At 53.1% G+C, this 23,796-nt stretch carries 21 protein-coding genes; 4 read left to right on the top strand and 17 right to left on the bottom strand.

Annotated elements, in window-relative coordinates; translation table 11 throughout:
- Positions 1–11 precede the first annotated feature (11 nt).
- The 3 genes from menF to HV237_RS07980 all read right to left on the bottom strand — a co-directional run bounded on the left by menF (position 12) and on the right by HV237_RS07980 (position 2,245).
- A complete protein-coding gene (menF, locus tag HV237_RS07990) occupies positions 12–1,310 on the bottom strand; it encodes an isochorismate synthase MenF (RefSeq protein ID WP_047359223.1) in 1,299 nt (432 codons plus the stop codon).
- A gap of 104 nt (positions 1,311–1,414) precedes the next feature.
- A complete protein-coding gene (elaB, locus tag HV237_RS07985) occupies positions 1,415–1,720 on the bottom strand; it encodes a stress response protein ElaB (RefSeq protein WP_003027683.1) in 306 nt (101 codons plus the stop codon).
- Positions 1,721–1,783: 63 nt separating this feature from the next.
- The gene (locus tag HV237_RS07980) at positions 1,784–2,245 is read right to left on the bottom strand and encodes a GNAT family N-acetyltransferase (protein WP_016153827.1); all 462 of its coding nucleotides are present in this window, start codon (positions 2,243–2,245) and stop codon (positions 1,784–1,786) included.
- A 67-nt stretch (positions 2,246–2,312) separates the two neighbouring features.
- Between HV237_RS07980 and rbn the strand changes: the two genes are divergently transcribed.
- Both rbn and HV237_RS07970 read left to right on the top strand, forming a co-directional pair.
- On the top strand, positions 2,313–3,230 hold the full coding sequence (gene rbn, locus HV237_RS07975) for a ribonuclease BN (protein ID WP_047359224.1): 918 nt from the start codon (positions 2,313–2,315) through the stop codon (positions 3,228–3,230).
- Between the two features lie 64 nt (positions 3,231–3,294).
- Entirely contained in the window at positions 3,295–4,299 is a 1,005-nt protein-coding gene (locus HV237_RS07970) for a chemotaxis protein (protein ID WP_016157041.1), read from the top strand.
- 92 nt (positions 4,300–4,391) lie between these two features.
- On the opposite strand, the gene nuoN is transcribed toward HV237_RS07970, so the two are convergent.
- The 14 genes from nuoN to lrhA form a co-directional block, all read right to left on the bottom strand.
- Positions 4,392–5,849: an NADH-quinone oxidoreductase subunit NuoN gene (nuoN, locus tag HV237_RS07965; RefSeq protein ID WP_016153830.1), complete on the bottom strand. Its 1,458-nt coding sequence runs from the start codon at positions 5,847–5,849 to the stop codon at positions 4,392–4,394.
- 6 nt (positions 5,850–5,855) lie between these two features.
- Positions 5,856–7,385: an NADH-quinone oxidoreductase subunit M gene (gene nuoM / locus HV237_RS07960; RefSeq protein ID WP_016153831.1), complete on the bottom strand. Its 1,530-nt coding sequence runs from the start codon at positions 7,383–7,385 to the stop codon at positions 5,856–5,858.
- Between the two features lie 76 nt (positions 7,386–7,461).
- Entirely contained in the window at positions 7,462–9,303 is a 1,842-nt protein-coding gene (gene nuoL, locus HV237_RS07955) for an NADH-quinone oxidoreductase subunit L (protein ID WP_047359225.1), read from the bottom strand.
- The gene (gene nuoK, locus HV237_RS07950; protein ID WP_006683663.1) at positions 9,300–9,602 is read right to left on the bottom strand and encodes an NADH-quinone oxidoreductase subunit NuoK; all 303 of its coding nucleotides are present in this window, start codon (positions 9,600–9,602) and stop codon (positions 9,300–9,302) included. Before nuoK ends, nuoL begins: the two co-directional genes overlap by 4 nt.
- Complete coding sequence (nuoJ, locus tag HV237_RS07945; RefSeq protein WP_047359226.1) at positions 9,599–10,153, bottom strand: NADH-quinone oxidoreductase subunit J; 555 nt, start codon at positions 10,151–10,153, stop codon at positions 9,599–9,601. The genes nuoK and nuoJ overlap by 4 nt, the downstream gene beginning before the upstream one ends.
- 11 nt (positions 10,154–10,164) lie before the next feature.
- Positions 10,165–10,707, bottom strand: coding sequence for an NADH-quinone oxidoreductase subunit NuoI (gene nuoI, locus HV237_RS07940; RefSeq protein ID WP_005129470.1), 543 nt, complete (start codon positions 10,705–10,707; stop codon positions 10,165–10,167).
- Between the two features lie 14 nt (positions 10,708–10,721).
- Positions 10,722–11,699 carry an NADH-quinone oxidoreductase subunit NuoH gene (gene nuoH / locus HV237_RS07935; protein WP_016153834.1) on the bottom strand — a complete coding sequence of 326 codons (978 nt, stop codon included), beginning with the start codon at positions 11,697–11,699 and terminating at the stop codon, positions 10,722–10,724.
- Complete coding sequence (gene nuoG, locus HV237_RS07930; RefSeq protein WP_032931989.1) at positions 11,696–14,422, bottom strand: NADH-quinone oxidoreductase subunit NuoG; 2,727 nt, start codon at positions 14,420–14,422, stop codon at positions 11,696–11,698. The genes nuoH and nuoG overlap by 4 nt, the downstream gene beginning before the upstream one ends.
- 80 nt (positions 14,423–14,502) lie before the next feature.
- A complete protein-coding gene (gene nuoF, locus HV237_RS07925) occupies positions 14,503–15,840 on the bottom strand; it encodes an NADH-quinone oxidoreductase subunit NuoF (RefSeq protein ID WP_016153836.1) in 1,338 nt (445 codons plus the stop codon).
- A complete protein-coding gene (nuoE, locus tag HV237_RS07920) occupies positions 15,837–16,337 on the bottom strand; it encodes an NADH-quinone oxidoreductase subunit NuoE (RefSeq protein ID WP_003028069.1) in 501 nt (166 codons plus the stop codon). The genes nuoF and nuoE overlap by 4 nt, the downstream gene beginning before the upstream one ends.
- A gap of 2 nt (positions 16,338–16,339) precedes the next feature.
- Positions 16,340–18,142, bottom strand: coding sequence for an NADH-quinone oxidoreductase subunit C/D (gene nuoC, locus HV237_RS07915; RefSeq protein WP_016153837.1), 1,803 nt, complete (start codon positions 18,140–18,142; stop codon positions 16,340–16,342).
- Between the two features lie 85 nt (positions 18,143–18,227).
- Positions 18,228–18,890, bottom strand: coding sequence for an NADH-quinone oxidoreductase subunit NuoB (gene nuoB / locus HV237_RS07910; RefSeq protein WP_003028075.1), 663 nt, complete (start codon positions 18,888–18,890; stop codon positions 18,228–18,230).
- Between the two features lie 15 nt (positions 18,891–18,905).
- Entirely contained in the window at positions 18,906–19,349 is a 444-nt protein-coding gene (gene nuoA, locus HV237_RS07905; protein ID WP_003028077.1) for an NADH-quinone oxidoreductase subunit NuoA, read from the bottom strand.
- 627 nt (positions 19,350–19,976) lie between these two features.
- Positions 19,977–20,915 (bottom strand): transcriptional regulator LrhA, encoded by a 939-nt coding sequence (gene lrhA, locus HV237_RS07900; protein ID WP_016153838.1) that lies wholly within the window; start codon positions 20,913–20,915, stop codon positions 19,977–19,979.
- Between the two features lie 928 nt (positions 20,916–21,843).
- Here lrhA and alaA point away from each other — a divergent pair.
- Complete coding sequence (alaA, locus tag HV237_RS07895) at positions 21,844–23,061, top strand: alanine transaminase AlaA (RefSeq protein ID WP_005129483.1); 1,218 nt, start codon at positions 21,844–21,846, stop codon at positions 23,059–23,061.
- 95 nt (positions 23,062–23,156) lie between these two features.
- The gene (gene yfbR / locus HV237_RS07890; protein WP_003028083.1) at positions 23,157–23,756 is read left to right on the top strand and encodes a 5'-deoxynucleotidase; all 600 of its coding nucleotides are present in this window, start codon (positions 23,157–23,159) and stop codon (positions 23,754–23,756) included.
- Positions 23,757–23,796: the final 40 nt, after the last annotated feature.

Here is a 23,796-nt window from a genome sequence, read left to right as displayed (position 1 = left end):
TATACAACTCATTACCCTTCCATCTGTAATAAAGTGCGCAGTCCTGCCGCTTTATTGTCTATTTCTTGCCATTCCTGTTCAGGATCTGAACCACGCACGATCCCTGCCCCGGCATACAGGCGTATCACATTTTCACTAATTTTCGCCGACCGTAATGACACGCAAAACTCGCTTTGGCGCAGAGAAAGGTAACCTGCGGAACCGGCATACCACTCGCGTTCAAACGGTTCATTATGTTGGATAAATTCACGCGCCAGCTCACGCGGAATACCTGCGACTGCCGCCGTGGGCTGGAGCTGCATCAGACAAAGCGTATCATCAGCCTGATTCAGTTCCGTCCAGATACAGCGGCGCAGGTGCTGCACTTTGCGCAGTCTGAGCACCTGCGGCGGCAGCACATCAAGAGTTTGCGTACAGCCTTGCAGACGCTGGCAAATATCTTCGACCACCAGCATATTCTCGCGCTGGTTTTTATCATCTTTCATTAGCCATTCCCCCAACTGCCAGGCCCGATGATCCTCAGGGTGGTTGGCAACGGTTCCCGCCAGCGCCTCGGTGCGCAGCGCCGTGTCACGCCGCCGATACAGACGTTCAGGGGAAGAACCAAGAAACGCACACTTTGCGGAGAACGCCATAAAGAAATGGTAGCAGTTCAGGTTTAGACGACGACTGGAAGCCATCACGGCCGCGGCGTTAACCGACTGAGAAAACTGTAAATCGGTCGCCCGCGCCAGCACGACCTTATCGAGCTGTTCCCCATTGATCGTTTGCGTGGCGAGCTTTATCAGGTCTGTCCAGCCAGTTTTATCCGGCCAGTTCTGTTCTCCCGTCAAACGCAGACGCAATGCGGGCAGCGGCTTTACGTTGGCGAGCGATGAGATAAACGCCACCGCCTGCGCGGCGTCTTCACGCAGCGACACGTCGCTAAAAAGATGTAAGCGTAAGCTCGCCACCCCCGCGCAACGTCGCCACTCCAGCCGTGGCAATAACAAATGGCCGCGCTGAGGCTCAAAGGCATTCAGGCCCCAGATACGCAGGTCAGGATTATCATTATGCTGATGTAAAAAATGCTGGGCTAATTCGAGCGAGGAAAATGTAGCAACAGCGCCCAATACGGCGGCTTCTTCATCGCCATTACGCTGTTGCCAGTAAAACTGGGGCCAGACAGGTTGACTGGCCAGCCATCCTAAAGCGTCAAACGCATCATTCAGTGGGAAAGGGATATCGTAAATACGAATTCCAGGTGCTGCTGGTATCTCTTGCGACAAATGACGCATCAGACTTTCCAGCGCAGTAGTGATTGAATGCACGCGGACCTCTCCCTGTTAAAAACCTCACATTATACGGGGTACTGAGCAGAAAAAGCAGTACCCCCAGTTAGGGAGTACGTACAAATGCGCTGACGGAATGGAATTTATCGCCGTGCTAACAATAATCCCATCACTAAACCGACCGTGGCGCCAACGCCGATTCCGCGCCAGGGTTTTTCATGCACATAATCATCCGCCCGGCAAACGGCTTTCTTTGCGCGGTAATAGTAGCTGTCAGAGGCGTGGCTGACACGATTTCTCACCTCTTCTAACGCCCGCTCTGCCCGCGCTTTTAACTCAAGGTATTTTTGATCGGCTGGATCGCCGGAAGAACGCAGCACCTCCTCCAGCGTTTCACTCAATAATTCCAGATCGTCATCGATGCGTGATTCATAAGAATGAAAAGACATTTTATTCTCCCTTTCTATTGACGTACCCGCTAACTATAGACAATCAGGCGTGTTTGCGCCTGTTTACGCTTGATGTGCTTCCCGCGCCATTCCGACGTGTGGAATACCGTCTTCGTCATAAATATCCGTGACCGGCACAAAGCCAAAGCGCGCATAGAATGATTGCAAATGTGCCTGCGCCCCCAGATACAGCGCCTTGTGCGGCCAATGCTGCGTACAGGAGGCCAGCGTCTGAGTCATTAGCTGTTGCCCCAATTTTTCACCCCGCAGCGCTTCGCTTACGATCACCCGCCCAATGACGACCGGCTCAAGCTCATCATCGCTTTTCAGAATCCTCGCATACGCCACCAGTTCATCGTTATGCCAACCCAGAATGTGCCGATTTTCACCACTCAGGTCATCACCATCCACATCCTGATATGGACACCGTTGCTCAACAACAAATACCGCACAGCGAAGCTCAAGAATGGCGTACAGCTGCTGTGTATTGAGCTTTGCATGGTGGAGATCTTGCCAGTGAATCATAGTCTGCCCCTTTGTTGTGATAACCTGAACACCCTGCCTTATTGATGGCGAAAAGTGTAACGCGAAGATGGAATTACTATTTTTAGGCACGTCTGCGGGAGTCCCCACGCGCTCACGCAATGTAACGGCAATTTTACTGAATCTGCAACACCCGACTCAGGCGGGGCTGTGGCTTTTCGATTGTGGTGAAGGAACGCAGCATCAGATGCTGACCACGCCATTTAACCCAGGAAAACTCGAACGTATTTTTATCAGCCATCTACACGGCGATCACCTGTTTGGTTTACCGGGGCTGCTGTGCAGTCGCTCAATGGCCGGGAACGTCCAGCCACTGACGCTTTACGGACCAAAGGGATTGCGAGAGTTTACCGAAACGGCTTTGCGTTTGAGCGGCTCCTGGACCGATTATCCGCTGGATATTGTCGAAATCACCGCGGGTGAAATTGTTGATGACGGCCTGCGTAAAGTAACGGCGTACCCGCTGGAGCATCCGCTGGAGTGCTACGGTTTTCGTGTTGAAGAACACGACAAACCGGGGGCACTTGACGCCAGCGCCTTGAAGGCGGCTGGTGTTAAAGCGGGCCCGTGGTTCCAGGATTTGAAAGCCGGGAAAACCATCGTGCTGGAGGATGGTCGAGCGATTAACGGTGCCGATTTTCTCGCCCCTGCCACCAGAGGAAAATCTGTGGCTATTTTCGGCGACACAGGACCTTGCGCGTCCGCCATTGAACTGGCACGCGGTGTGGATGTGATGGTACATGAAACCACACTGGACTCCTCAATGGAGGAAAAAGCCAACAGCCGCGGTCACAGCTCGACCCGACAAGCCGCCCAGTTGGCGCTTGAGGCCGGAGTGGGACGCCTGATCATGACCCACGTTAGTTCACGCTACGATGAAAAAGGCTGTCAGCGATTACTCGAAGAGTGCAAAGCGATATTTCCAGACACTGAACTGGCTCACGATTTCGCCATTTTCACCGTTTAATGCTCCATTTTTCCGCCTCAGTGCCGATAACAGTGGAAAGGCTGGCTTTCACACTGAGGACAGGATGAACAATTTCCAGAAAGATATTGATGACAGGACAAACCTAACCCTGTCTAACCGTTTTGAACTGCTGCTGTTTCGCCTTGGCAAATCCGTCGAGGAGCAGAAATCAGAACTGTTTGGCATCAACGTATTCAAACTGCGTGAAATCGTACCGATGCCGACCTTTACGCGTCCCGCAGGTATGAAAGCCCCGTTGCTGGGTATGGTTAACATTCGCGATCAGGTGATCCCGGTGATTGATCTACCTGCCGTCGCGGGCTGTAAGCCAGAGACCGGACTCAACATCCTGTTGATCACGGAATATGCCCGCAGCGTTCAGGCGTTTGCGGTAGAGTCGGTAGAAAACATTATGCGTCTGGACTGGCAACAGGTGCATACCGCCGAGAAAGCCGTCAATGGTCGCTACATTACCAGTATCGCCTGTCTGGACGACAACAAAGAGACTAACAATCTGGCGCTGGTGCTCGATGTCGAACAGATCCTGTACGACATCGTACCGTCGAACCACGACCTGCGCGCAACAGAGCTGAAAACCAATAAGTTCAACATTACGCCGGGTGCGGTGGCGATTGTGGCTGATGATTCCAAAGTGGCTCGCGCGATGCTGGAAAAAGGGCTTAACGCCATGGAGATCCCACACTTAATGCATGTGACGGGCCAGGATGCGTGGGAAAAGATACAACAGCTATCTGAAGAAGCAGAAGCGGAAGGTAAACCAATCAGCGAGAAGATTGCGCTGGTGCTCACCGATCTGGAAATGCCGGAGATGGACGGTTTTACGCTTACCCGTAAGATAAAAACCGACGAACGCCTGAAGAAGATCCCGGTCGTTATCCACTCCTCACTTTCCGGTAGCGCCAATGAAGATCACGTACGCCGAGTGAAAGCAGATGGTTACGTGGCCAAATTCGAAGTCAATGAGCTGTCTTCAGTAATTCAGGAAGTGATGGATCGCACAGCGAAAGGCATCAGCGGCCCGCTGGTGAGCCGTCAACTTTCGGCCTGACACCCCAGCAACTTGAAGTATGACGAGTATAGACAGGTAAAAAAAAGAGTCTGGACATTGTCCAGACTCTTTTTCGATCACAGCACGATGAATTACATCAGCGGAGCCGCTAACTGCACGATGCTGATCAACGGTTGCGGGTAGATACCCAGCACCAGTACCAGCAGGGCAGAAATCAACACCACGATACCGCCCGCGCTGTACTGCCAGTTGGACGGTGCATCGCGATTCAGCTGCTGCGGTGCGCTCAGGTACAGGCTCACGGCAACGCGCAGGTAGTAGTACAAACCAATCGCGGAACCCACCACCACGGCGGCAACCAGCCACCACAGATTAGCCTGCACACCCACCGCCAGTACGTAGAACTTACCGATAAAGCCCAGCGTCATCGGAATACCCGCCAGAGACAGCATCATCACCGTCATCACCGCCGCGAGGATCGGACGATGCCAGAACAGACCACGGTAGGAGAACAGAGAGTCTGCATCCGGACCGCGGTACGGGCTGGACATCAGGCTGACCACACCGAACGCGCCGAGGCTGCTGAACAGATAACCGGCCAGGTAAACGCCAACCGCTTCCATCGACATCTCGCCGCTCTGCAGGGCAATCAGCGCCACCAGCAGGTAACCGAGGTGAGAGATAGAAGAGTAACCAAGCAGACGTTTGATGTTGGTCTGGCTCAGCGCCATCAGGTTACCGAAGATAATGGAAGCAAAGGCAATCACACCCAGCACGATACGTACCGCTTCGCTATCACCTACCGGTGCGTACAGGAACAGACGCATCACCACGCCGAAGATAGCGATTTTGCTCGCCGTCGCCAGGAAGGTGGAAACCGGAGCCGGAGCGCCCTGGTATACGTCTGGCGTCCACAGGTGGAATGGAACCAGTGAGAGTTTAAAGCCGAGGCCAACAATCATCAGACCGAAGCCCGCCAGCAGCAGCGGTTCTTGCAGCATACCGTCGCCGAGGCTCTTACCGAGCGCGACAAACGACAGGTTGCCAGACTGCGCGTACACCAGCGCCATACCAAACAGCAGGAAGGAAGACGCTGCGGCAGACAGAATGGTGTATTTGATACTGGCTTCCAGCGAACGTTTCTGACGGAACGCATAGCCAACCAGACCAAACAGCGGCAGAGAGATAAGCTCAATACCAAGGAACAGCGCCGCCAGATGGTTAGCGTTAGCCAGCAGAATACCGCCGAGCGCGGCAATCAGCACCAGCAGATAGAACTCTTCCCGGTTGTCGTCGTAGCCTTCCAGCCACGGGTAAGCGAAGGTACAGGTGGCAAGACTCGCCAGCAGCACCAGCCCGGTGTAGAGCATGGCGAAACCGTCAACCCGCATCAGCGGGGTGACGTCCATAGCGCCCGCCTGGCCAACAAACCAGAGCGAAACCAGTGCGGCGTTAAGCCCAATGACCGACAGCGTGGCATTGAGGAAGTGATTGCGTCGCCACGCAATGGAGAGCATCACAACCACCACCGTCAAGCCGACGATCAGCAGCGGTAGCAGCGCAATCAGGTGTTGTGGAGTTATTGTCATGGCGATTTACGGCCTTGTAGTAGTAACGGAATTAACAAACCACTGCTGGATGTTGCTCATCGCAGAATGCGAGGTATCCAGAATCGGCTGCGGATAGAAGCCAAGCAGTACCAGAAGCACGACCAGCAACAGGATGATAAACAGCTCACGCAGCGACATCCCTGGCAGTTCAACACTGGCAATCTGGCTCTTCGCCTTACCAAAGTAAGCGCGATGCAGCATCGCCAGCGAGTAAACAGAAGCAAACACCAGACCAAATGTCGAGATCACGGTAATAACCGGAACCACCTGGTAGCTGCCGAACAGAATCATAAATTCGCCAACGAAGTTACCTGTACCCGGCATACCCAGCGTACACACTGCAAAGAACATTGACAGCGCAGGCAACCATTTCATTTTGCCCCACAGGCCGCCCATCATACGCATATCACGCGTGTGCAGACGTTCGTACAGCTGACCACACAGGATGAACAGACCGGCTGCGGACAGGCCGTGCGCGATCATCTGAATCACCGCACCCTGGTATGCCAGCTGGCTGCCGGTGTAGATAGCAATCAGTACGAAGCCCATGTGGGATACGGAGGTGTAAGCAATCAGACGTTTGATGTCGTACTGATTAAAGGCCATCCACGCGCCGTAGAAGATGCCGATGACGCCAAGCCACATTGCGATAGGTGCAAACTCCGCTGACGCATTCGGGAACAGCGGCAGGGAGAAGCGCAGCAGACCGTAGGCTGCGGTTTTCAGCAAGATACCAGCCAGGTCAACGGAACCTGCGGTCGGTGCCTGGGAGTGAGCATCCGGCAACCAGCCGTGCAGCGGAACCACCGGCATTTTCACCGCGAAAGCGATGAAGAAGCCCAGCATCAGCAGGTATTCCACGCCGTGGGACATCGGAGTATTCAGCAATTCTTCATAGTTGAAAGTCCACACGCCGGTCGCTTTGTAGTGCACAAACACCAGCGCCAGGATGGCAATCAACATCACCAGACCACTCGCCTGGGTATAAATGAAGAACTTGGTTGCTGCCGTGATACGCGTTTTACCGTCAGAGGCTTTATGCCCCCATAGCGCGATCAGGAAGTACATCGGCACCAGCATCATTTCCCAGAAGAAGAAGAACAGGAACATGTCGATGGCAAGGAACACGCCGATTACGCCGCCTAAGATCCACATCAGGTTCAGGTGGAAAAAGCCCTGGTATTTTTCGATTTCATTCCAGGAGCAAAGTACCGCCAGAACACCGAGCAGGCCGGTCAGCACCACCATCAGCAGCGACAGACCGTCGATAGCAAGATGAATCGAGATGCCAAAGCGTGGGATCCACGGCAGGACAAACTCAGACTGCCACTGCGGAATGCCAGTGGATTGCGTCAGTGAATAGCCGCCCTGCAACCAAAGTTGCAGGCCAAGCGCCAGCGTCAGTCCCATGGTAATCAGCGCGATCCAACGCGGCACCTTCACGCCAAAGCGTTCGGTCTGCCAGCACAGGAAGCCACCGATAAAGGGAATCAATATTAGCCAGGGTAGTAACATGGCGATTTTTATTCCTTTTTAAGGCCCCTAATAGAGGCCTGATTTTCAACGAATTTGGATAAAATTCACTTTACGATCAACGCAGTACCATCAACAGAGCCAGCACAACGACGGCGCCGATGCTCATTGATGCTACATACCAACGCAGATAGCCGTTCTCGCTTAACAACAGGCCTTTACCTGCAAAGCGGGAAAGGATCGCCGGAATGTTCATCATTGCGTTCAGCGGATCGCGTTTCAGCAGCCATGCAACGCCCAGGAACGGCTTGACGAACACTTTGTCGTACAGCCAGTCGAAGCCCCAGGCGTTATACCACCAGGTACCCAGCAGACGGCCTGGCGCACTGTTGGCAATCGACGTCACCAGAGTACGTTTACCCAGCCACAGCCATGCAGCGATCAGAATGCCTGCAATCGCGACGATACCGGAGGTAATTTCCAGGGTCATCACGCGACCATGCTCAAGCTCGGTCGTCGCAGGCAGTACACCCTGCAGCGGTGGCACAATCAGTGCGCCAACGAAGGTGGACAGGATCATCAGCACAATCAGCGGCAGATGATGTGTAATCCCCTTCCCTGCGTGAGCGTGAATTTGCTCTTTACCGTGGAACACGATGAAAATCATACGGAAGGTGTACAGAGAGGTCATGAACGCACCGACCAGACCTGCAACCATCAGATTAATATGACCGTTCGCCATCGCACCGGCCAGAATCTCATCCTTACTGAAGAAGCCTGCGGTAATCAGCGGCAGAGCCGACAGCGCCGCGCCACCGATCAGGAAGCAGATATACACCAGCGGAATGGACTTACGCAGGCCGCCCATCTTGAAGATGTTCTGTTCGTGGTGACAGGCCAGGATAACCGAGCCGGATGCCAGGAACAGCAGCGCTTTAAAGAACGCGTGCGTCATCAGGTGGAAAATCGCCGCGTCCCACGCCTGAACCCCGAGAGCCAGGAACATATAACCAATCTGGCTCATGGTGGAGTATGCGAGAACGCGTTTAATGTCGGTCTGTACCAGCGCGGCAAAACCAGCCAGTACCAGAGTGATAGCCCCGATAATCCCCACCAGATGCAGGATTTCCGGCGTCATCAGGAACAGGCCGTGGGTACGTGCAATCAGATAGACACCGGCGGTAACCATCGTCGCGGCGTGGATCAACGCGGAGACAGGCGTCGGACCTGCCATCGCGTCAGCAAGCCATGTCTGCAACGGCAGCTGCGCGGATTTACCCACCGCACCGCCCAGCAGCATCAGGGTTGCCCACATCAGCATGTTGTTACCATCTGCAAAGTGAGCAGGTGCCAGTTCCACCATTTCGCGGAAGTTCAGCGTGCCCAGCTCGTTGTAAAGGATAAACAATGCGAAGGCGAGGAACACGTCACCCACACGGGTCACGACGAAGGCTTTCATTGCCGCAGCGCCATTCTTCGGATCGGTGTAATAGAAACCGATCAGCAGATAGGAGCACAGGCCCACGCCTTCCCAGCCGAGGTACATCAGCAGCAGGTTATCCGCCAGTACCAGAACCACCATGCTGGCGATAAACAGGTTGGTGTAGGCGAAGAAACGGGAGTATCCCTCTTCACCGCGCATATACCAGGAGGCGAACATGTGGATCAGGAAACCCACACCGGTCACCACACTGAGCATGGTCAGCGACAGGCCGTCCAGCACCAGATTAAAACCGATATTGAAGTCACCGACAGACATCCACGTCCACAGCGGCTGGCTGTAGGCCTGTTGACCATTAGCAAAGAAGTCAACGCCAACAAACGCGGTCACCAGCGCCGCCAGGCCAATCGACCCGACGCCCACGGTCGCGGACAGATTTTCTGACCAACGACCGCGAGAGAACGCCAGTAATACAAAGCCAATAAATGGCAGAATAATGGTTAAGGCAAGCATGTTCATCCACGCATCTCACTTACTGAATCGATGTTCAGGTTCTGGCGACGGCGATGAAGTTGCAGCAACAGCGCAAGTCCAATGCTCGCTTCCGCAGCCGCAAGGCTGATGGCGAGAATATACATCACCTGACCATCGGTCTGGCCCCAGTAGCTTCCGGCGACCACGAAGGCCAGCGCGGAGGCGTTAATCATGATTTCCAGCCCGATCAGCATAAACAGCAGATTGCGGCGGATAACCAGACCGGTTAAGCCCAGTACGAATAAGACAGCCGCGAGGATCAGTCCATGTTGTAAGGGGATCATGCGCGCTCCTCCGTTTTTCTTTTCGCGCGGTCATCGGTGCGATTGCTCAGCACTTCACCAGAACGCTCTTCGCGCCCTACGTGGAAGGCTACAACCAGACCTGCCAGCAGCAGCATCGAAGCCAGCTCGACCGCCAGTACATACGGTCCGAACAGAGAAATACCGACAGCTTTCGCGCTAATTGGCGTCCCGTCGATGCCCTGATCGTTAACACCCAGAATGGCATAAACAATAACCGCCAGCATGATGGCCGACAGAATCGCCGGTCCAATCCACACCTGCGGTTTCAGCCACTGGCGTTCCTGTTCAATTTCAGAACCACCGAGGTTGAGCATCATGACCACGAACACGAACAACACCATGATGGCGCCCGCGTAGACGATTATTTCCAGCGCCCCCGCGAAGTAAGCACCTAACGAGAAGAACACCCCGGAAATCGCCAGCAGCGAAATAATCAGGTACAGCAGTGCGTGTACCGGATTGGTGTGGGTGATCACCCGCAAGGTTGCGAGAATGGCTATCAGGCCACAGATATAAAAAGCGAACTCCATTGCCCCTCTCCTTACGGTAACAGGCTCTTGACGTCGATAGGCTTGGCTTCGTTCTCTGCTTCGCCCTTATCTTTGCCGTCGATTGCCATACCTGCCATCCGGTAGAAGTTATATTCCGGGTATTTACCCGGACCGGAGATCAGCAGATCCTCTTTCTCGTAAACCAGGTCCTGGCGCTTGTACTCACCCAGCTCGAAATCTGGAGTCAGCTGAATAGCCGTTGTCGGACAGGCTTCTTCGCACAGGCCGCAGAAAATGCAGCGTGAGAAGTTAATGCGGAAAAACTCCGGATACCAGCGGCCGTCTTTGGTCTCTGCTTTTTGCAAAGAGATACAGCCTACCGGACACGCTACCGCACACAGGTTACAGGCAACGCAGCGCTCTTCGCCGTCCGGGTCACGGGTCAGAACGATACGACCACGAAAACGGGGCGGTAGATAGACCGGCTCTTCCGGGTACATCTGCGTTTCGCGTTTCGCGAACGCATGCAGGCCGATCATCCAGATACTGCGTACCTGGGTGCCGAAACCTACTAACAATTCTTTTAAGGTCATGGTCTTTGTGTCCCTTATTGCGCCTGCCAGAGAATGACAGCCGCCGTTACCAGCAAGTTGACGAGCGTCAGCGGCAGACAGACTTTCCAGCCGAAGGACATTACCTGGTCATAACGAGGACGCGGTAACGACGCACGAATCAAAATGAACATCATCATGAAGAACGCGGTTTTCAGCGCGAACCAGACGAATGGCGGTAAGAACGGACCATGCCAGCCACCGAAGAACAGGGTAACCATCAGTGCAGAAATGGTGACGATGCCGATGTACTCACCCACGAAGAACAGACCGAATTTCATACCGGAGTATTCAATGTGGTAACCGTCGGCCAGTTCCTGCTCGGCTTCTGGCTGGTCAAACGGGTGACGGTGACACACCGCCACGCCCGCGATGGCAAAGGTGACAAAACCAAAGAACTGCGGAATAACGTTCCAGATATCAGCCTGGTTGTTGACGATGTCGGTCATGTTAAATGAACCGGCCTGCGCCACCACGCCCATCAGGGAAAGTCCGAGGAATACTTCGTAGCTCAGCGTCTGCGCAGACGCGCGCATCGCACCGAGCAGCGAGTATTTGTTGTTACTGGACCAGCCTGCGAACAGCACCGCGTATACCGCGAGGCCTGCCATCATCAGGAAGAACAGGATCCCGATGTTCAGATCTGCAACCACCCAGTTCGGGCTCACAGGCACGATGGCGAAAGCCAGCAGCAGCGAGGTAAAGGCGATCATCGGTGCCAGGGTAAAGATGACGCGATCCGAGAATTTCGGGATCCAGTCTTCTTTAAAGAACATCTTGATCATGTCCGCAACCAGCTGGAGCGAACCGCCCCAGCCAACACGGTTCGGTCCGTAACGGTTCTGGAACAGACCGAGCAGACGACGTTCGCCAAAGCTCATGAATGCCCCGCAGGTGACCACCACCAGCAGAATCACGACCGCTTTGAGAACGCTCAGCAGGATCTCAATCAGATCGGGTGTAATCCAACTCATTGTTGTGCCTCCTGCAGATCCTCAAGACGTGCACCAGCCAGAACCGGCGCGATGCCAGGCATACCCATTGGCAAACCAACCTGCCCTGCCGTTAATCCTTCAGCGATTTCAACCGGCAGCGTAACCGTGTTGCCATCGTAGCTAAAAGATACGCGCGTACCGGCATTCACTCCCAACTTCGCGGCATCAGCCGGGTTGAGTTTGATGTACGGTTGCGGCATACGGGTCTGGAAGACAGGCGCACGCTGGGACATTTCGTCACTACCAAACAGATGATAGTAAGGCGCGACACGCCACTGACCATCCTGAGCCTGGAAGCTCGCCGGAACAGTTGTGAAGTAATCCAGACCATCTGCAGAAGCTTCGATCAGACGCACGCCCGGATCGCCATGACGCAGTTTACCGCCCACTTCATCCTGGAACTTGTTCCACGCCTGTGGGGAGTTCCAGCCCGGAGCCCAGGCAAACGGAATTTGTGAACGCGGCGCAGACGGCTGGTTGTTCCCTTCCATAGAGAAAGCGAACATGGTGTCTTTATCCTGCGGCTGGCGCGGTTCGTGAACGCTGATGTTGGCGCGCATTGCGGTACGGCCACTGTAGCGGTGCGGTTCACGTGCCAGTTTCTGTCCACGGATACGGAAGCTTGCATCCGGCGCGGCATCTTTAATACCCGCCAACTGCGGTAACTTCTCAACGACCGCGTCGATAACATGGTCGAGCTGCGTCCAGTCCACTTCACGACTCTGCACGGTACTGTGCAGCGAGTGCAGCCAGCGCCAGCTTTCCAGCATTACGGTGTTGCTGTCGTAGTAGGATGGGTCATAGACCTGGAAGAAACGCTGGGCGCGCCCTTCGTTGTTAATTACCGTACCATCGCTTTCAGCGAAGCTAGCGGCGGAAAGCACCAGATGGGCGTTTTCCATAATAGCCGTGCGCTGATGGTCAACGACCAGTACCAGCGGCGCTTTCGCCAGCGCGGCGTTCACACGCGTTGCTGAAGCATGGCGATGCAGGTCATTTTCCAACACCACAACGGCGTCAGCACGACCTGTTTCCAGTTCGGTCAGCGCGTCGTCGAGGGAACCACCGCCAATCATACCCAGCCCCATACTGTTGACAGAGCGAGCAATCATGGTGATTCCGACGTCTGCGCCACGGCCTTTCAGCGCCTTCGCCACGTTGGCAGCAGCCTGAATCACGTCGGCGCTACCGGCGTTGGTACCGGAAATAATCAGTGGTTTCTTCGCCCCAGCCAGAGCCTGAACGATGACGTCAATTTTGTTCTGCAGGTCACGGTCGATACCGTCAACCGCCGGTGCGTTGTTATCCAGTGCATGGGCGATAGCGAAACCTAAACGCGCCTGATCTTCAACCGGCGCACGGTAGGTCCATGCCGCGATATCATCCAGACGGGTGTTATCGACGTTGGTAACGAACAGCGGATGCTTGGCGCGCTGGCCAATGTTGAGGATTGCCGCAATCTGCCAGTCGGCCACTTTCTGCGCCGCCGCCATTTCACGCGCTTTACCTTTCACCGCCTGACGCACTGCCAGCGCAACGCGCGCGCCGGTTTGGGTGACATCTTCGCCCAGGACCAGAACCGCATCGTATGACTCGATTTCGCGCAGTGCCGGGGTATGAATACCGCCGTCACGCAACACGCTCAGAGCCAGTTGCAGACGTTCCTGCTCGCCCTGGGCAATACCGGTATAGAAGTTATCCGCACCGACCAGTTCACGCAGCGCGAAGTTACTTTCAACGCTGGCACGCGGGGAGCCGATACCAATCACTTTCTTCGACTGACGCAGAATATCTGCCGCGCCCTGCATCGCCTGTTCGGCGTTCAGCGTGATCAGGTCATCGCCACGACGCTGTACCGGCTGACGCGGACGGTCTTTCAGGTTCACGTAACCATAGCCAAAACGACCACGGTCGCAGAGGAAGTAGTGGTTAACGGTACCGTTGTAGCGGTTTTCGATACGACGCAGTTCACCGTAGCGCTCGCCCGGGCTGATGTTACAGCCGATAGAACACTGCTGGCAGATGCTCGGCGCAAACTGCATGTCCCATTTACGGTTATAACGCTCGGAGTGCGTTTTATCGGTGAAGACGCCGGTCGGGCAAATTTCCACCAGGTTACCGGAGAATTCGCTTTCGAGCGTACCGTCTTCCGGACGACCAAAGTAGACGTTGTCATGCGCGCCATAGACGCCCAGATCCGCGCCATCGGCGTAATCTTTGTAGTAACGTACGCAGCGATAGCAGGCGATGCAGCGGTTCATTTCGTGAGAGATGAACGGCCCCAGGTCCTGGTTGCGGTGAGTACGCTTCGTGAAGCGGTAGCGACGGAAGCTATGACCGGTCATGACGGTCATATCCTGAAGGTGGCAGTTACCGCCCTCTTCACAGACCGGACAGTCGTGCGGGTGGTTAGTCATCAACCACTCCACTACGCTTTCGCGAAACTGCTTCGCTTCTTCGTCATCAATTGAAATAAAGGTGCCTTCGGTGGCCGGTGTCATACAAGACATCACCAGGCGACCACGCGTGTCTTCCGCGTTTTGATATTGCTTCACCGCACACTGGCGGCAAGCACCGACGCTTCCCAGCGCCGGGTGCCAGCAAAAGTACGGAATATCAAGGCCGAGAGACAGACAAGCTTCCAGCAGGTTGTCCGCTCCGTTGACCTCATATTCTTTGCCGTCTACATGAATCGTAGCCATAGTCAGCATGCTTCCAGTTGGCTCGGTCTAAAACCGAGCGTTAATCGAATTTCTGATCGCGATTCAGGGTTACCCTGCTATTACCAGCGCTCTTTCAGCAGGTTCGGCTGAATACCACCAATCTGATGGGTATTGCTGAAGGACTGCTTGATGCCAGCTTCGAATTCTTCGCGGAAATATTTAATGGCGCTCTGCAGCGGCTCCACCGCACCCGGTGCGTGTGCACAGAAGGTTTTACCCGGGCCGAGGAAACGACACAGTTGCTCAAGCGTCTCGATATCCCCAGGCTGGCCTTCGCCACGCTCCAGCGCGCGCAGAATTTTCACACTCCACGGCAGACCGTCACGGCACGGCGTACACCAGCCGCAGGACTCGCGGGCAAAGAACTCTTCGAGGTTACGCACCAGAGGAACCATGCCAATCTCGTGATCGACGGCCATTGCCAGCGCGGTGCCCAAACGGCTACCGGCTTTACCAATGCTTTCGAATTCCATCGGCAGATCGAGGTGCGCTTCAGTCAGGAAGTCAGTACCCGCGCCGCCCGGCTGCCAGGCTTTGAACTTCAGGCCATCGCGCATGCCGCCCGCGTAATCTTCGAGGATCTCGCGCGCGGTAGTACCGAAAGGCAGTTCCCACAGGCCAGGGTTCTTCACGCGACCGGAGAAGCCCATCAGCTTGGTGCCCGCGTCTTTGCTCTGCGAAATGTTCTGGTACCACTCCACGCCGTTCGCGAGGATAGCCGGTACGTTACACAGGGTTTCGACGTTGTTAACGCAGGTCGGCTTACCCCAAGCGCCAGAGCTTGCCGGGAACGGCGGCTTAGAGCGTGGGTTAGCACGACGACCTTCAAGGGAGTTGATCAGCGCCGTCTCTTCACCGCAGATATAGCGCCCTGCCCCGGTGTGGACAAACAGTTCGAAGTCGAAACCGGTGCCCATGATGTTTTTGCCAAGCAAGCCGGCTTCGGTTGCTTCGGCAATCGCGCGACGCAGATGCACAGCCGCTTCGATATATTCACCACGCAGGAAGATGTAACCACGGTACGCTTTCAGCGCAAACGCGGAGATCAGCATGCCTTCCACCAGCAGGTGCGGCAGTTGTTCCATCAGCAGACGGTCTTTATAGGTACCCGGCTCCATTTCATCGGCGTTACACAGCAGGTAACGGATGTTCATGGATTCGTCTTTCGGCATCAGGCTCCACTTCAGACCGGTGGAAAAGCCCGCACCGCCGCGCCCTTTCAGGCCAGCGTCTTTTACCTGATTAACGATTTCGTCCGGTGACAGCCCGGTCAGGGCCTTACGTGCACCTTCGTAGCCGTTCTTGCTACGGTATTCGTCCAGCCAGACCGGCTGTTTGTCATCACGCAGACGCCAGGTCAGCGGATGCGTTTCGGGAGTACGGATAATGTCTTTCATTTATACCGCTCCAGCAGTTCGGGAATGCCTTCCGGGGTCAGGTGAGCATGAGTATCCTCATCGATCATCATGTTCGGCCCTTTATCGCAGTTCCCCAGGCAACAGGTCGGGAGCAGCGTAAAACGACCGTCAAAGGTCGTCTGCCCCGGCTTGATGTTGAGTTTTTTCTCAAGCGCAGCCTGGATCCCCTGATAGCCGTTGATATGGCACACCACGCTGTCGCAATAGCGGATCACGTGGCGACCTACCGGCTGGCGGAAGATCTGGCTATAGAACGTGGCAACACCTTCTACGTCGCTTGCCGGGATCCCCAGCACATCAGCGATCGCATAGATCGCCCCATCCGGCACCCAGCCACGCTGTTTCTGAACGATTTTCAGCGCTTCAATGGACGCCGCACGCGGGTCTTCGTAGTGGTGCTTCTCGTGCTCAATCGCTTCACGCTCAGCCGCACTCAGCTCAAAAGCCTCGGTTTGTGGTTGTTGATTCTCGTGCATAATTAGCGGTCCACATCTGACATAACAAAATCGATACTACCCAGGTGGACGATAAGGTCAGACACCAGGCTGCCACGTACCGCTACCGGGATCTGCTGCAGGTGCGCATAGCTCGGGGTACGGATACGGGTACGGTAACTCATGGTGCTGCCATCGCTGGTCAGGTAGTAACTGTTAATACCCTTGGTCGCTTCCACCATCTGGAAGGACTCGTTTGCCGGCATAACCGGTCCCCACGAAACTTGCAGGAAGTGGGTGATCAGGGTTTCGATATGTTGCAACGTGCGCTCTTTCGGCGGCGGCGTAGTCAGCGGGTGATCCGCTTTGAACGGGCCTTCCGGCATGTTGTTGAGGCACTGCTCAAGGATGCGCAGACTCTGGCGCAGCTCTTCAACTTTCAGCATCACGCGGGTATAGCAGTCGGACACGCCGCCGCCAACCGGGACTTCAAAGTCAAAGTTTTCGTAGCCGGAGTATGGACGCGCTTTACGCACGTCAAAATCAATACCGGTCGCACGCAGCGCAGCACCGGTACAACCCCAGTCCAGCGCTTCTTTCTTACCGTAAGCGGCAACGCCTTGCGAACGGCCTTTCAGGATGGTGTTACGCAGTGCGGCTTTCTCGTAGGAATCCAGACGTTTTGGCATCCAGTCGAGGAAGTCACGCAGCAGTTTGTCCCAACCGCGCGGCAGATCGTGTGCCACACCGCCGATACGGAACCAGGCCGGGTGCATACGGAAACCGGTGATCGCTTCCACTACGTCATAGATTTTCTGACGGTCGGTAAAGGCGAAGAAGACCGGCGTCATCGCGCCGACGTCCTGGATGAACGTGGAGATGTACAGCAGATGGCTGTTGATACGGAACAGTTCAGACAACATAACGCGAATCACGTTGACGCGATCCGGCGTGGTGATGCCAGCCAGTTTCTCAACGGCCAGTACGTAAGGCATTTCGTTAACGCAGCCGCCGAGGTACTCGATACGGTCGGTGTACGGAATGTAGCTATGCCAGGACTGACGTTCACCCATCTTTTCAGCGCCACGGTGGTGGTAGCCGATGTCAGGCACGCAGTCGACGATTTCTTCGCCATCAAGCTGCAGCACAATACGGAACGCACCGTGAGAAGACGGGTGGTTAGGACCGAGGTTGAGGAACATGAAGTCCTCGTTTTCGGAACTACGCTTCATGCCCCATTCTTCTGGTTTGAAGGTCAGTGATTCCATTTCCAGATCCTGTTTGGCTTTAGTCAGCTCAAACGGATCGAATTCGGTCGCACGCGCCGGGTAGTCTTTACGCAGCGGATGACCTTCCCAGGTATGCGGCATCAGCAGACGCGTCAGGTGCGGGTGACCTTCAATGTCGATGCCAAACATTTCCCAGGTTTCACGCTCATACCAGTTGGCGTTCGGGAACAGTTTGGTGAACGTCGGTACGCGCAGGTCGTTTTCAGACAATGCCACCTTGAGCATGATATCGCGATTGCGTTCAATGGAGATCAGGTGATAGAAAACGGAAAAATCCGCGGCAGGTAACCCTTCGCGGTGCGTACGCAGACGTTCGTCCATGCCGTGTAAGTCAAACAGCATGACGTAAGGTTTCGGCAGTCTCTTTAAGAAATCGCCAACTTCCAGTAATTGTTCACGCTTGACCCAAACAACAGGTACCCCGGTGCGAGTCGCCTGAACGGTAAAGGCATCCGGCCCAAAACGGTTGCGCAGTTCGCCAATGACCGGGTCATCAAGGTGATCCCGTGTTTGCCATACAGCGTCTTGCGCGGTTAAGTCGGTCATATTGTTCACCATTGCAAATGGTCCGTGGTAGTCGGCAGTGCTTCGCGCTATTTATGTAGTGATAAGCGAAGGAAGTGCTGCTGCCGACAGGCGCAAATTAAATCTCGTCTGGTGTACGAAGATTCGTTACAGCAATACGTTCGCCGCGTTTACGCTCGCGTTCTGACTGCATATTGGCGCGATAAACGCCCTGATCGCCAACCACCCAGGAGAGCGGACGGCGTTCTTTGCCAATGGAATCTTGCAGCAGCATCAGAGCCTGCATATACGCTTCCGGACGCGGCGGGCATCCCGGGATGTACACATCGACCGGAATAAATTTATCAACGCCCTGCACCACAGAATAGATGTCGTACATACCGCCGGAGTTGGCGCATGCGCCCATGGAAATAACCCATTTCGGTTCCAGCATCTGATCGTAGAGGCGCTGAATAACTGGCGCCATTTTAGTAAAGCAGGTTCCGGCGACGACCATCAGGTCAGCCTGACGCGGCGATGCACGCAGTACTTCCGCACCAAAACGGGCCACATCGTGCACGGCGGTAAACGAGGTCACCATCTCAACGTAGCAGCAGGAAAGGCCAAAGTTATATGGCCAAATTGAGTTTTTACGGCCCCAGTTAACCATGTCATGCAGCTTGCCCATGAACACGTTTTTGTTAACTTCTTGCTCCAGGGGGTCGGTTACGATCTCCTGTTTTTGCAGGGGGTAACGGTCGTTCTCACCGTTAGGATCTATGCGGGTGAGCGTATAATCCATCTTAATGCCTCGCGGTTAGCGTTGACGATTAGCGATACTGTTCGTTTCCGGGTTCATACGCTCGCGGCGTGAACGCGCGGGCGTCCAGTCCAGCGCGCCAATACGCACCAGATAAACCAGACCTGCCAGTAACACAAAAATAAAAATTGCAGCTTCCACAAAGCCAATCCAGCCGCTTTCACGGATAGAAGTTGACCATGCGAACAGATACAGCGCTTCAACGTCGAAGATAACGAAGAACATGGCTACCAGATAAAACTTGGCAGACAGGCGCAAGCGGGCGGTGCCGACCGAGTCGATACCTGATTCAAACGGCACGTTTTTAGATCTCGCGCGCGCGCGACCACCTAAAAACCAGCCGCCGACGAGCATCAGGCAGCACAGGCCAATGGCAACAATAAGAAAGATAGCGAATGCCCAGTGATGAGCGATGATTTCAGTGGATGTTGACATACTCATTGCTTACTCATCAAAAGTAGCGCCAAATTCTCTGCTCTTTTCGGCAGATGAACGCCACATCGATTCATGGGGAGGAATAAAAAAAACCTTACAATCACTGTGAAAAACCATTTTATACAGCTAATTGATGGGGTTTTTTACTCCTTTCTATAACCTTTTGTCAACTTTAACAAAAGTTTCCTCACATTATTTTACACCGCTCCAACTTCATTAACATAAAGTGCTATTTAGACCAATTTCGATCGCATCATCGGTCATTTTTAATGTTGTTGAATCGTGTCCGTAGTGAAGTAAAAAAGATAATACTCACCTATTTTGACAGGAATTCACCCAGATGCCTCCCCCTAAATGGGAGTATTTTCTTGATCTGTGACACGCTTTTGTTAATTCACCATAAAAAACAGCAACAATTTCTCTAGTTTTTTAACATGGAAACAATTAGTAACGCTGCTGCTTATTTTTCAGCCAAGTGTCAGGCCGTTTTTTTACCTTCTGATTTTGTTAAGTTTTAGTATAGCAAATGACATAAAGCGGCAATATTTACATAAAAAAAGAGCCGCTGGATGTTTTTTCATCACCAGAGGCTCTTTTTTACACTAACATTTTAAAACGATTTTTTGTGACGGATTACTCAAAGTCGCCTTCAACAATCAGCGAGTCATCTCCCCCTTCCGGGGTAAACTGATTGTATTGCCAAGGATTTTGATACGTTTGCATCGACTTAAAGATAACTTCTGCCAACTCATTTTGCGTGGACGGATCGCAGCACAACAAATACTCAGTATCAGGCAATGGCGGTAATCCGTCGGCGGCGCCCAGTACGCGTAAATCCGGACTCATCATTTCAACAGGCCGTGCAGTGACGCCGAGCCCTGCTTTTACCGCCGCGCGAACCGCAGGTAAGGTTGAAGCAACATAAGCCAGACGCCACGGGATCTGAGCAGCATTTAATGTCGCCAGCACGATATCGCGAAACGGGCTCGGATCGTCCAGCAGAACCAACGGTACCGGCTCACCTTTTTGCAGAATATATTCGGCAGCACAGTACCAATGCGTTGGCGAGGTACGCAGATTCAGACATTCAAAATCGCCAGGACGGTTGGTAGTCACAACCAAGTCCACTTCTTGCGACTTCAGCATATCCACCATGTAGGCGTTACGCTTGACCCTCACATCCAGCGCAAGCTTCGGATAAACCGAACTTATTCGGTTGAGCAGGAAAGGCAGTATGGTATCGGCTGATTCATCAGAAGCACCGATAGTTAACACTCCCTGAAGATTATTAAACATTAATGATGAGCATGCCTCATCATTAAAGCGCAGTATTTTTCTGGCGTAACCCAACAGTTGTATACCATGTTCGGTCAGTAGTTTGTTGCGTCCATGGCGCGCGAACAACTCTTTCCCCACGAGTTGCTCAAGACGCTGCATTTGCTGACTCACCGCAGACTGAGTTCGACATACCGCAGCTGCCGCAGCCGCAAAGGTATTCAGGTCGGCAACAGCAACGAAGGTTCTCAGCAGATCGAGGTCGAGGTTAATTATCGGACGATTTGCATTTATCATAGTTTTTCACTTACTCGCGGGTCATACCGGGTTAATGCTGTGCATTTGGAATCAAACAACTCCATTTGTAATGTGCCTCCCTCGCAGTTTCGCTTAGTGTAACCAAGTGAAAATAAGGATGTATTTGGTTTAACAAACGAAACAATTCTCTTTCCTGGCTATTTTAATTCCCGTGATATTCATCGGAATATAGCAACGAGAAAGAGCCGAATTTTTAGCTGCTGGATGATTCTGACTTAGGGAAAACATGTAAATTTTGTAAATTTAAAAAAAAGTTAACGAACAATAATTTACACATTAAAAACTAACTTTTCAGTGTGTTAGGAACAACCAACAAACATTTGAATTATCTTAAAATTCAGACTACTTACCATTTCATGAGACTTATCTTAACCTAAAACCACTATATTTATAAGTGTTATCGTGAATAATTCCAGGCTACCAGGTGTTATGTCAGAGCAGCGGTTTTGCTATTATTGGCCCATCCAATTTAATGTCGTTTAAATATTAAATAATAATTAATTAAGAATTCTTCAATTCATTAATTATGCTTAACAATGAATTCACACCGTATCACGTACGGATCAGGCCGATAACAGGCCCCGTAGTTAAAACCTCAGTATTTTCGAATTACCTCATCCAGCTTAGACGCCCGTGACATTTCGCTTTACAGGCTTAACTTTTTTTGACCAAACAAATCACCACAACCAAACCAATAAAACAAAATATACTACCAATAAAACACATCCAGATAGATTATTATCTCATAATATTTACATTATTTAGTTGTTAACAGTTAATTATCACTTCATAGCTTTTCAAAATCTTCTACTAAAGACCCTTCAAAACTCACCGCCGTGGGAGTACATTGTGCTGGGCTGACTTCCATGGCAGGGAGTGGCATTCACAGCTAAAAAGGTCAACGTTCATGTCCCCCATTGAAAAATCCAGCAAATTAGAAAACGTCTGTTATGACATTCGCGGCCCGGTTCTGAAGGAAGCAAAGCGCCTGGAAGAAGAAGGCAATAAAGTTCTGAAACTGAACATCGGCAACCCGGCGCCATTCGGGTTTGAAGCGCCAGATGAAATACTAGTGGATGTGATCCGCAATTTGCCAACAGCGCAAGGATATTGCGACTCCAAAGGCCTTTATTCCGCCCGTAAAGCGATTATGCAGCATTACCAGGCCCGTGGTATGCGCGACGTAACCGTGGAAGATATTTATATCGGCAACGGCGTTTCTGAATTAATTGTGCAGGCTATGCAGGCATTGCTGAACAGTGGGGACGAAATGCTGGTTCCTGCTCCTGATTATCCGCTGTGGACGGCGGCGGTATCGCTCTCCGGCGGTAATGCCGTGCACTACCTGTGTGACGAATCATCAGACTGGTTCCCGGACCTGGATGATATCCGTGCCAAAATCACGCCGCGTACGCGTGGGATCGTCATCATCAACCCAAACAACCCAACCGGCGCTGTTTACTCTAAAGAGCTGCTGATGGAGATTGTTGAGATTGCTCGCCAGAACAACCTCATCATCTTTGCGGATGAGATTTACGACAAAATTCTCTACGACGATGCTGAACACCACTCCATCGCTGCAATGGCGCCGGATCTGCTGACCATCACCTTCAATGGCCTGTCAAAAACCTATCGCGTTGCCGGTTTCCGTCAGGGCTGGATGGTGCTGAACGGGCCGAAGAAACATGCTAAAGGATATATTGAAGGTCTTGAGATGCTGGCCTCTATGCGCCTGTGTGCCAACGTTCCGGCGCAACATGCCATTCAGACCGCGCTGGGCGGATACCAGAGCATCAGCGAATTTATCATGCCTGGTGGGCGTCTGTATGAACAACGCAACCGCGCCTGGGAACTGCTCAATGACATTCCTGGTGTCTCCTGCGTAAAACCGCGCGGCGCGCTGTATATGTTCCCGAAAATTGATGCTAAACGCTTCAACATTCATGACGACCAGAAGATGGTGCTCGACTTCCTGCTGCAGGAAAAAGTACTGCTGGTTCAGGGAACAGCGTTCAACTGGCCGTGGCCGGATCATTTCCGCATCGTCACGCTGCCGCGTATTGACGATATTGAAATGTCGCTGAGTAAATTTGAGCGTTTCCTGTCAGGGTATCACCAGCTGTAATTAAACAAAGGCTGTCGGATGGATGACGAGTATTTGCATCTGACAGCCTTCTCTGCGCAAAATGACTCTTAGGTTGCCATCATATAAGGGTCGTTATGAAGCAGAGCCATTTTTTTGCCCACCTCTCCCGTCTGAAGCTCATTAATCGCTGGCCGCTGATGCGCAACGTGCGCACCGAAAACGTGTCTGAACACAGTCTGCAGGTTGCCATGGTTGCCCATGCGCTGGCCGCGATCAAAAACCGCAAATTTGGTGGTCAGGTTAATGCTGAGCGTATTGCTCTGTTGGCGATGTATCACGATGCGTCAGAAGTGCTGACCGGTGATCTCCCTACCCCGGTGAAATATTTCAACTCGCAGATTGCGCAGGAATATAAAGCGATAGAGAAAATTGCCCAGCAAAAACTGGTCGATATGGTACCTGATGAACTGCGCGATATTTTTGCGCCGCTCATTGATGAACATGCCTTAAGTGAAGAAGAGAGATCGATTGTTAAACAGGCCGATGCCCTGTGCGCGTATCTGAAGTGTCTGGAGGAACTCTCTGCCGGTAATAACGAATTTCTGCTTGCCAAGACGCGTCTGGAAAAAACGCTGGAGTCGCGACGCAGCGAAGAGATGGACTACTTTATGGACGTGTTTGTCCCGAGTTTTCACCTCTCATTAGATGAAATCAGCCAGGATTCTCCGCTATAAACGCATGACCCGGTGGCGGCGAAGATATCTCCGTCGCCAT

Origin of the sequence: Citrobacter sp. RHBSTW-00570 (assembly GCF_013739755.1) — a bacterium.
GTDB lineage: Bacteria > Pseudomonadota > Gammaproteobacteria > Enterobacterales > Enterobacteriaceae > Citrobacter > Citrobacter braakii.
Note: the sequence above shows the minus strand (reverse complement) of the source record. Positions and strands in the feature narration are given on the sequence as shown.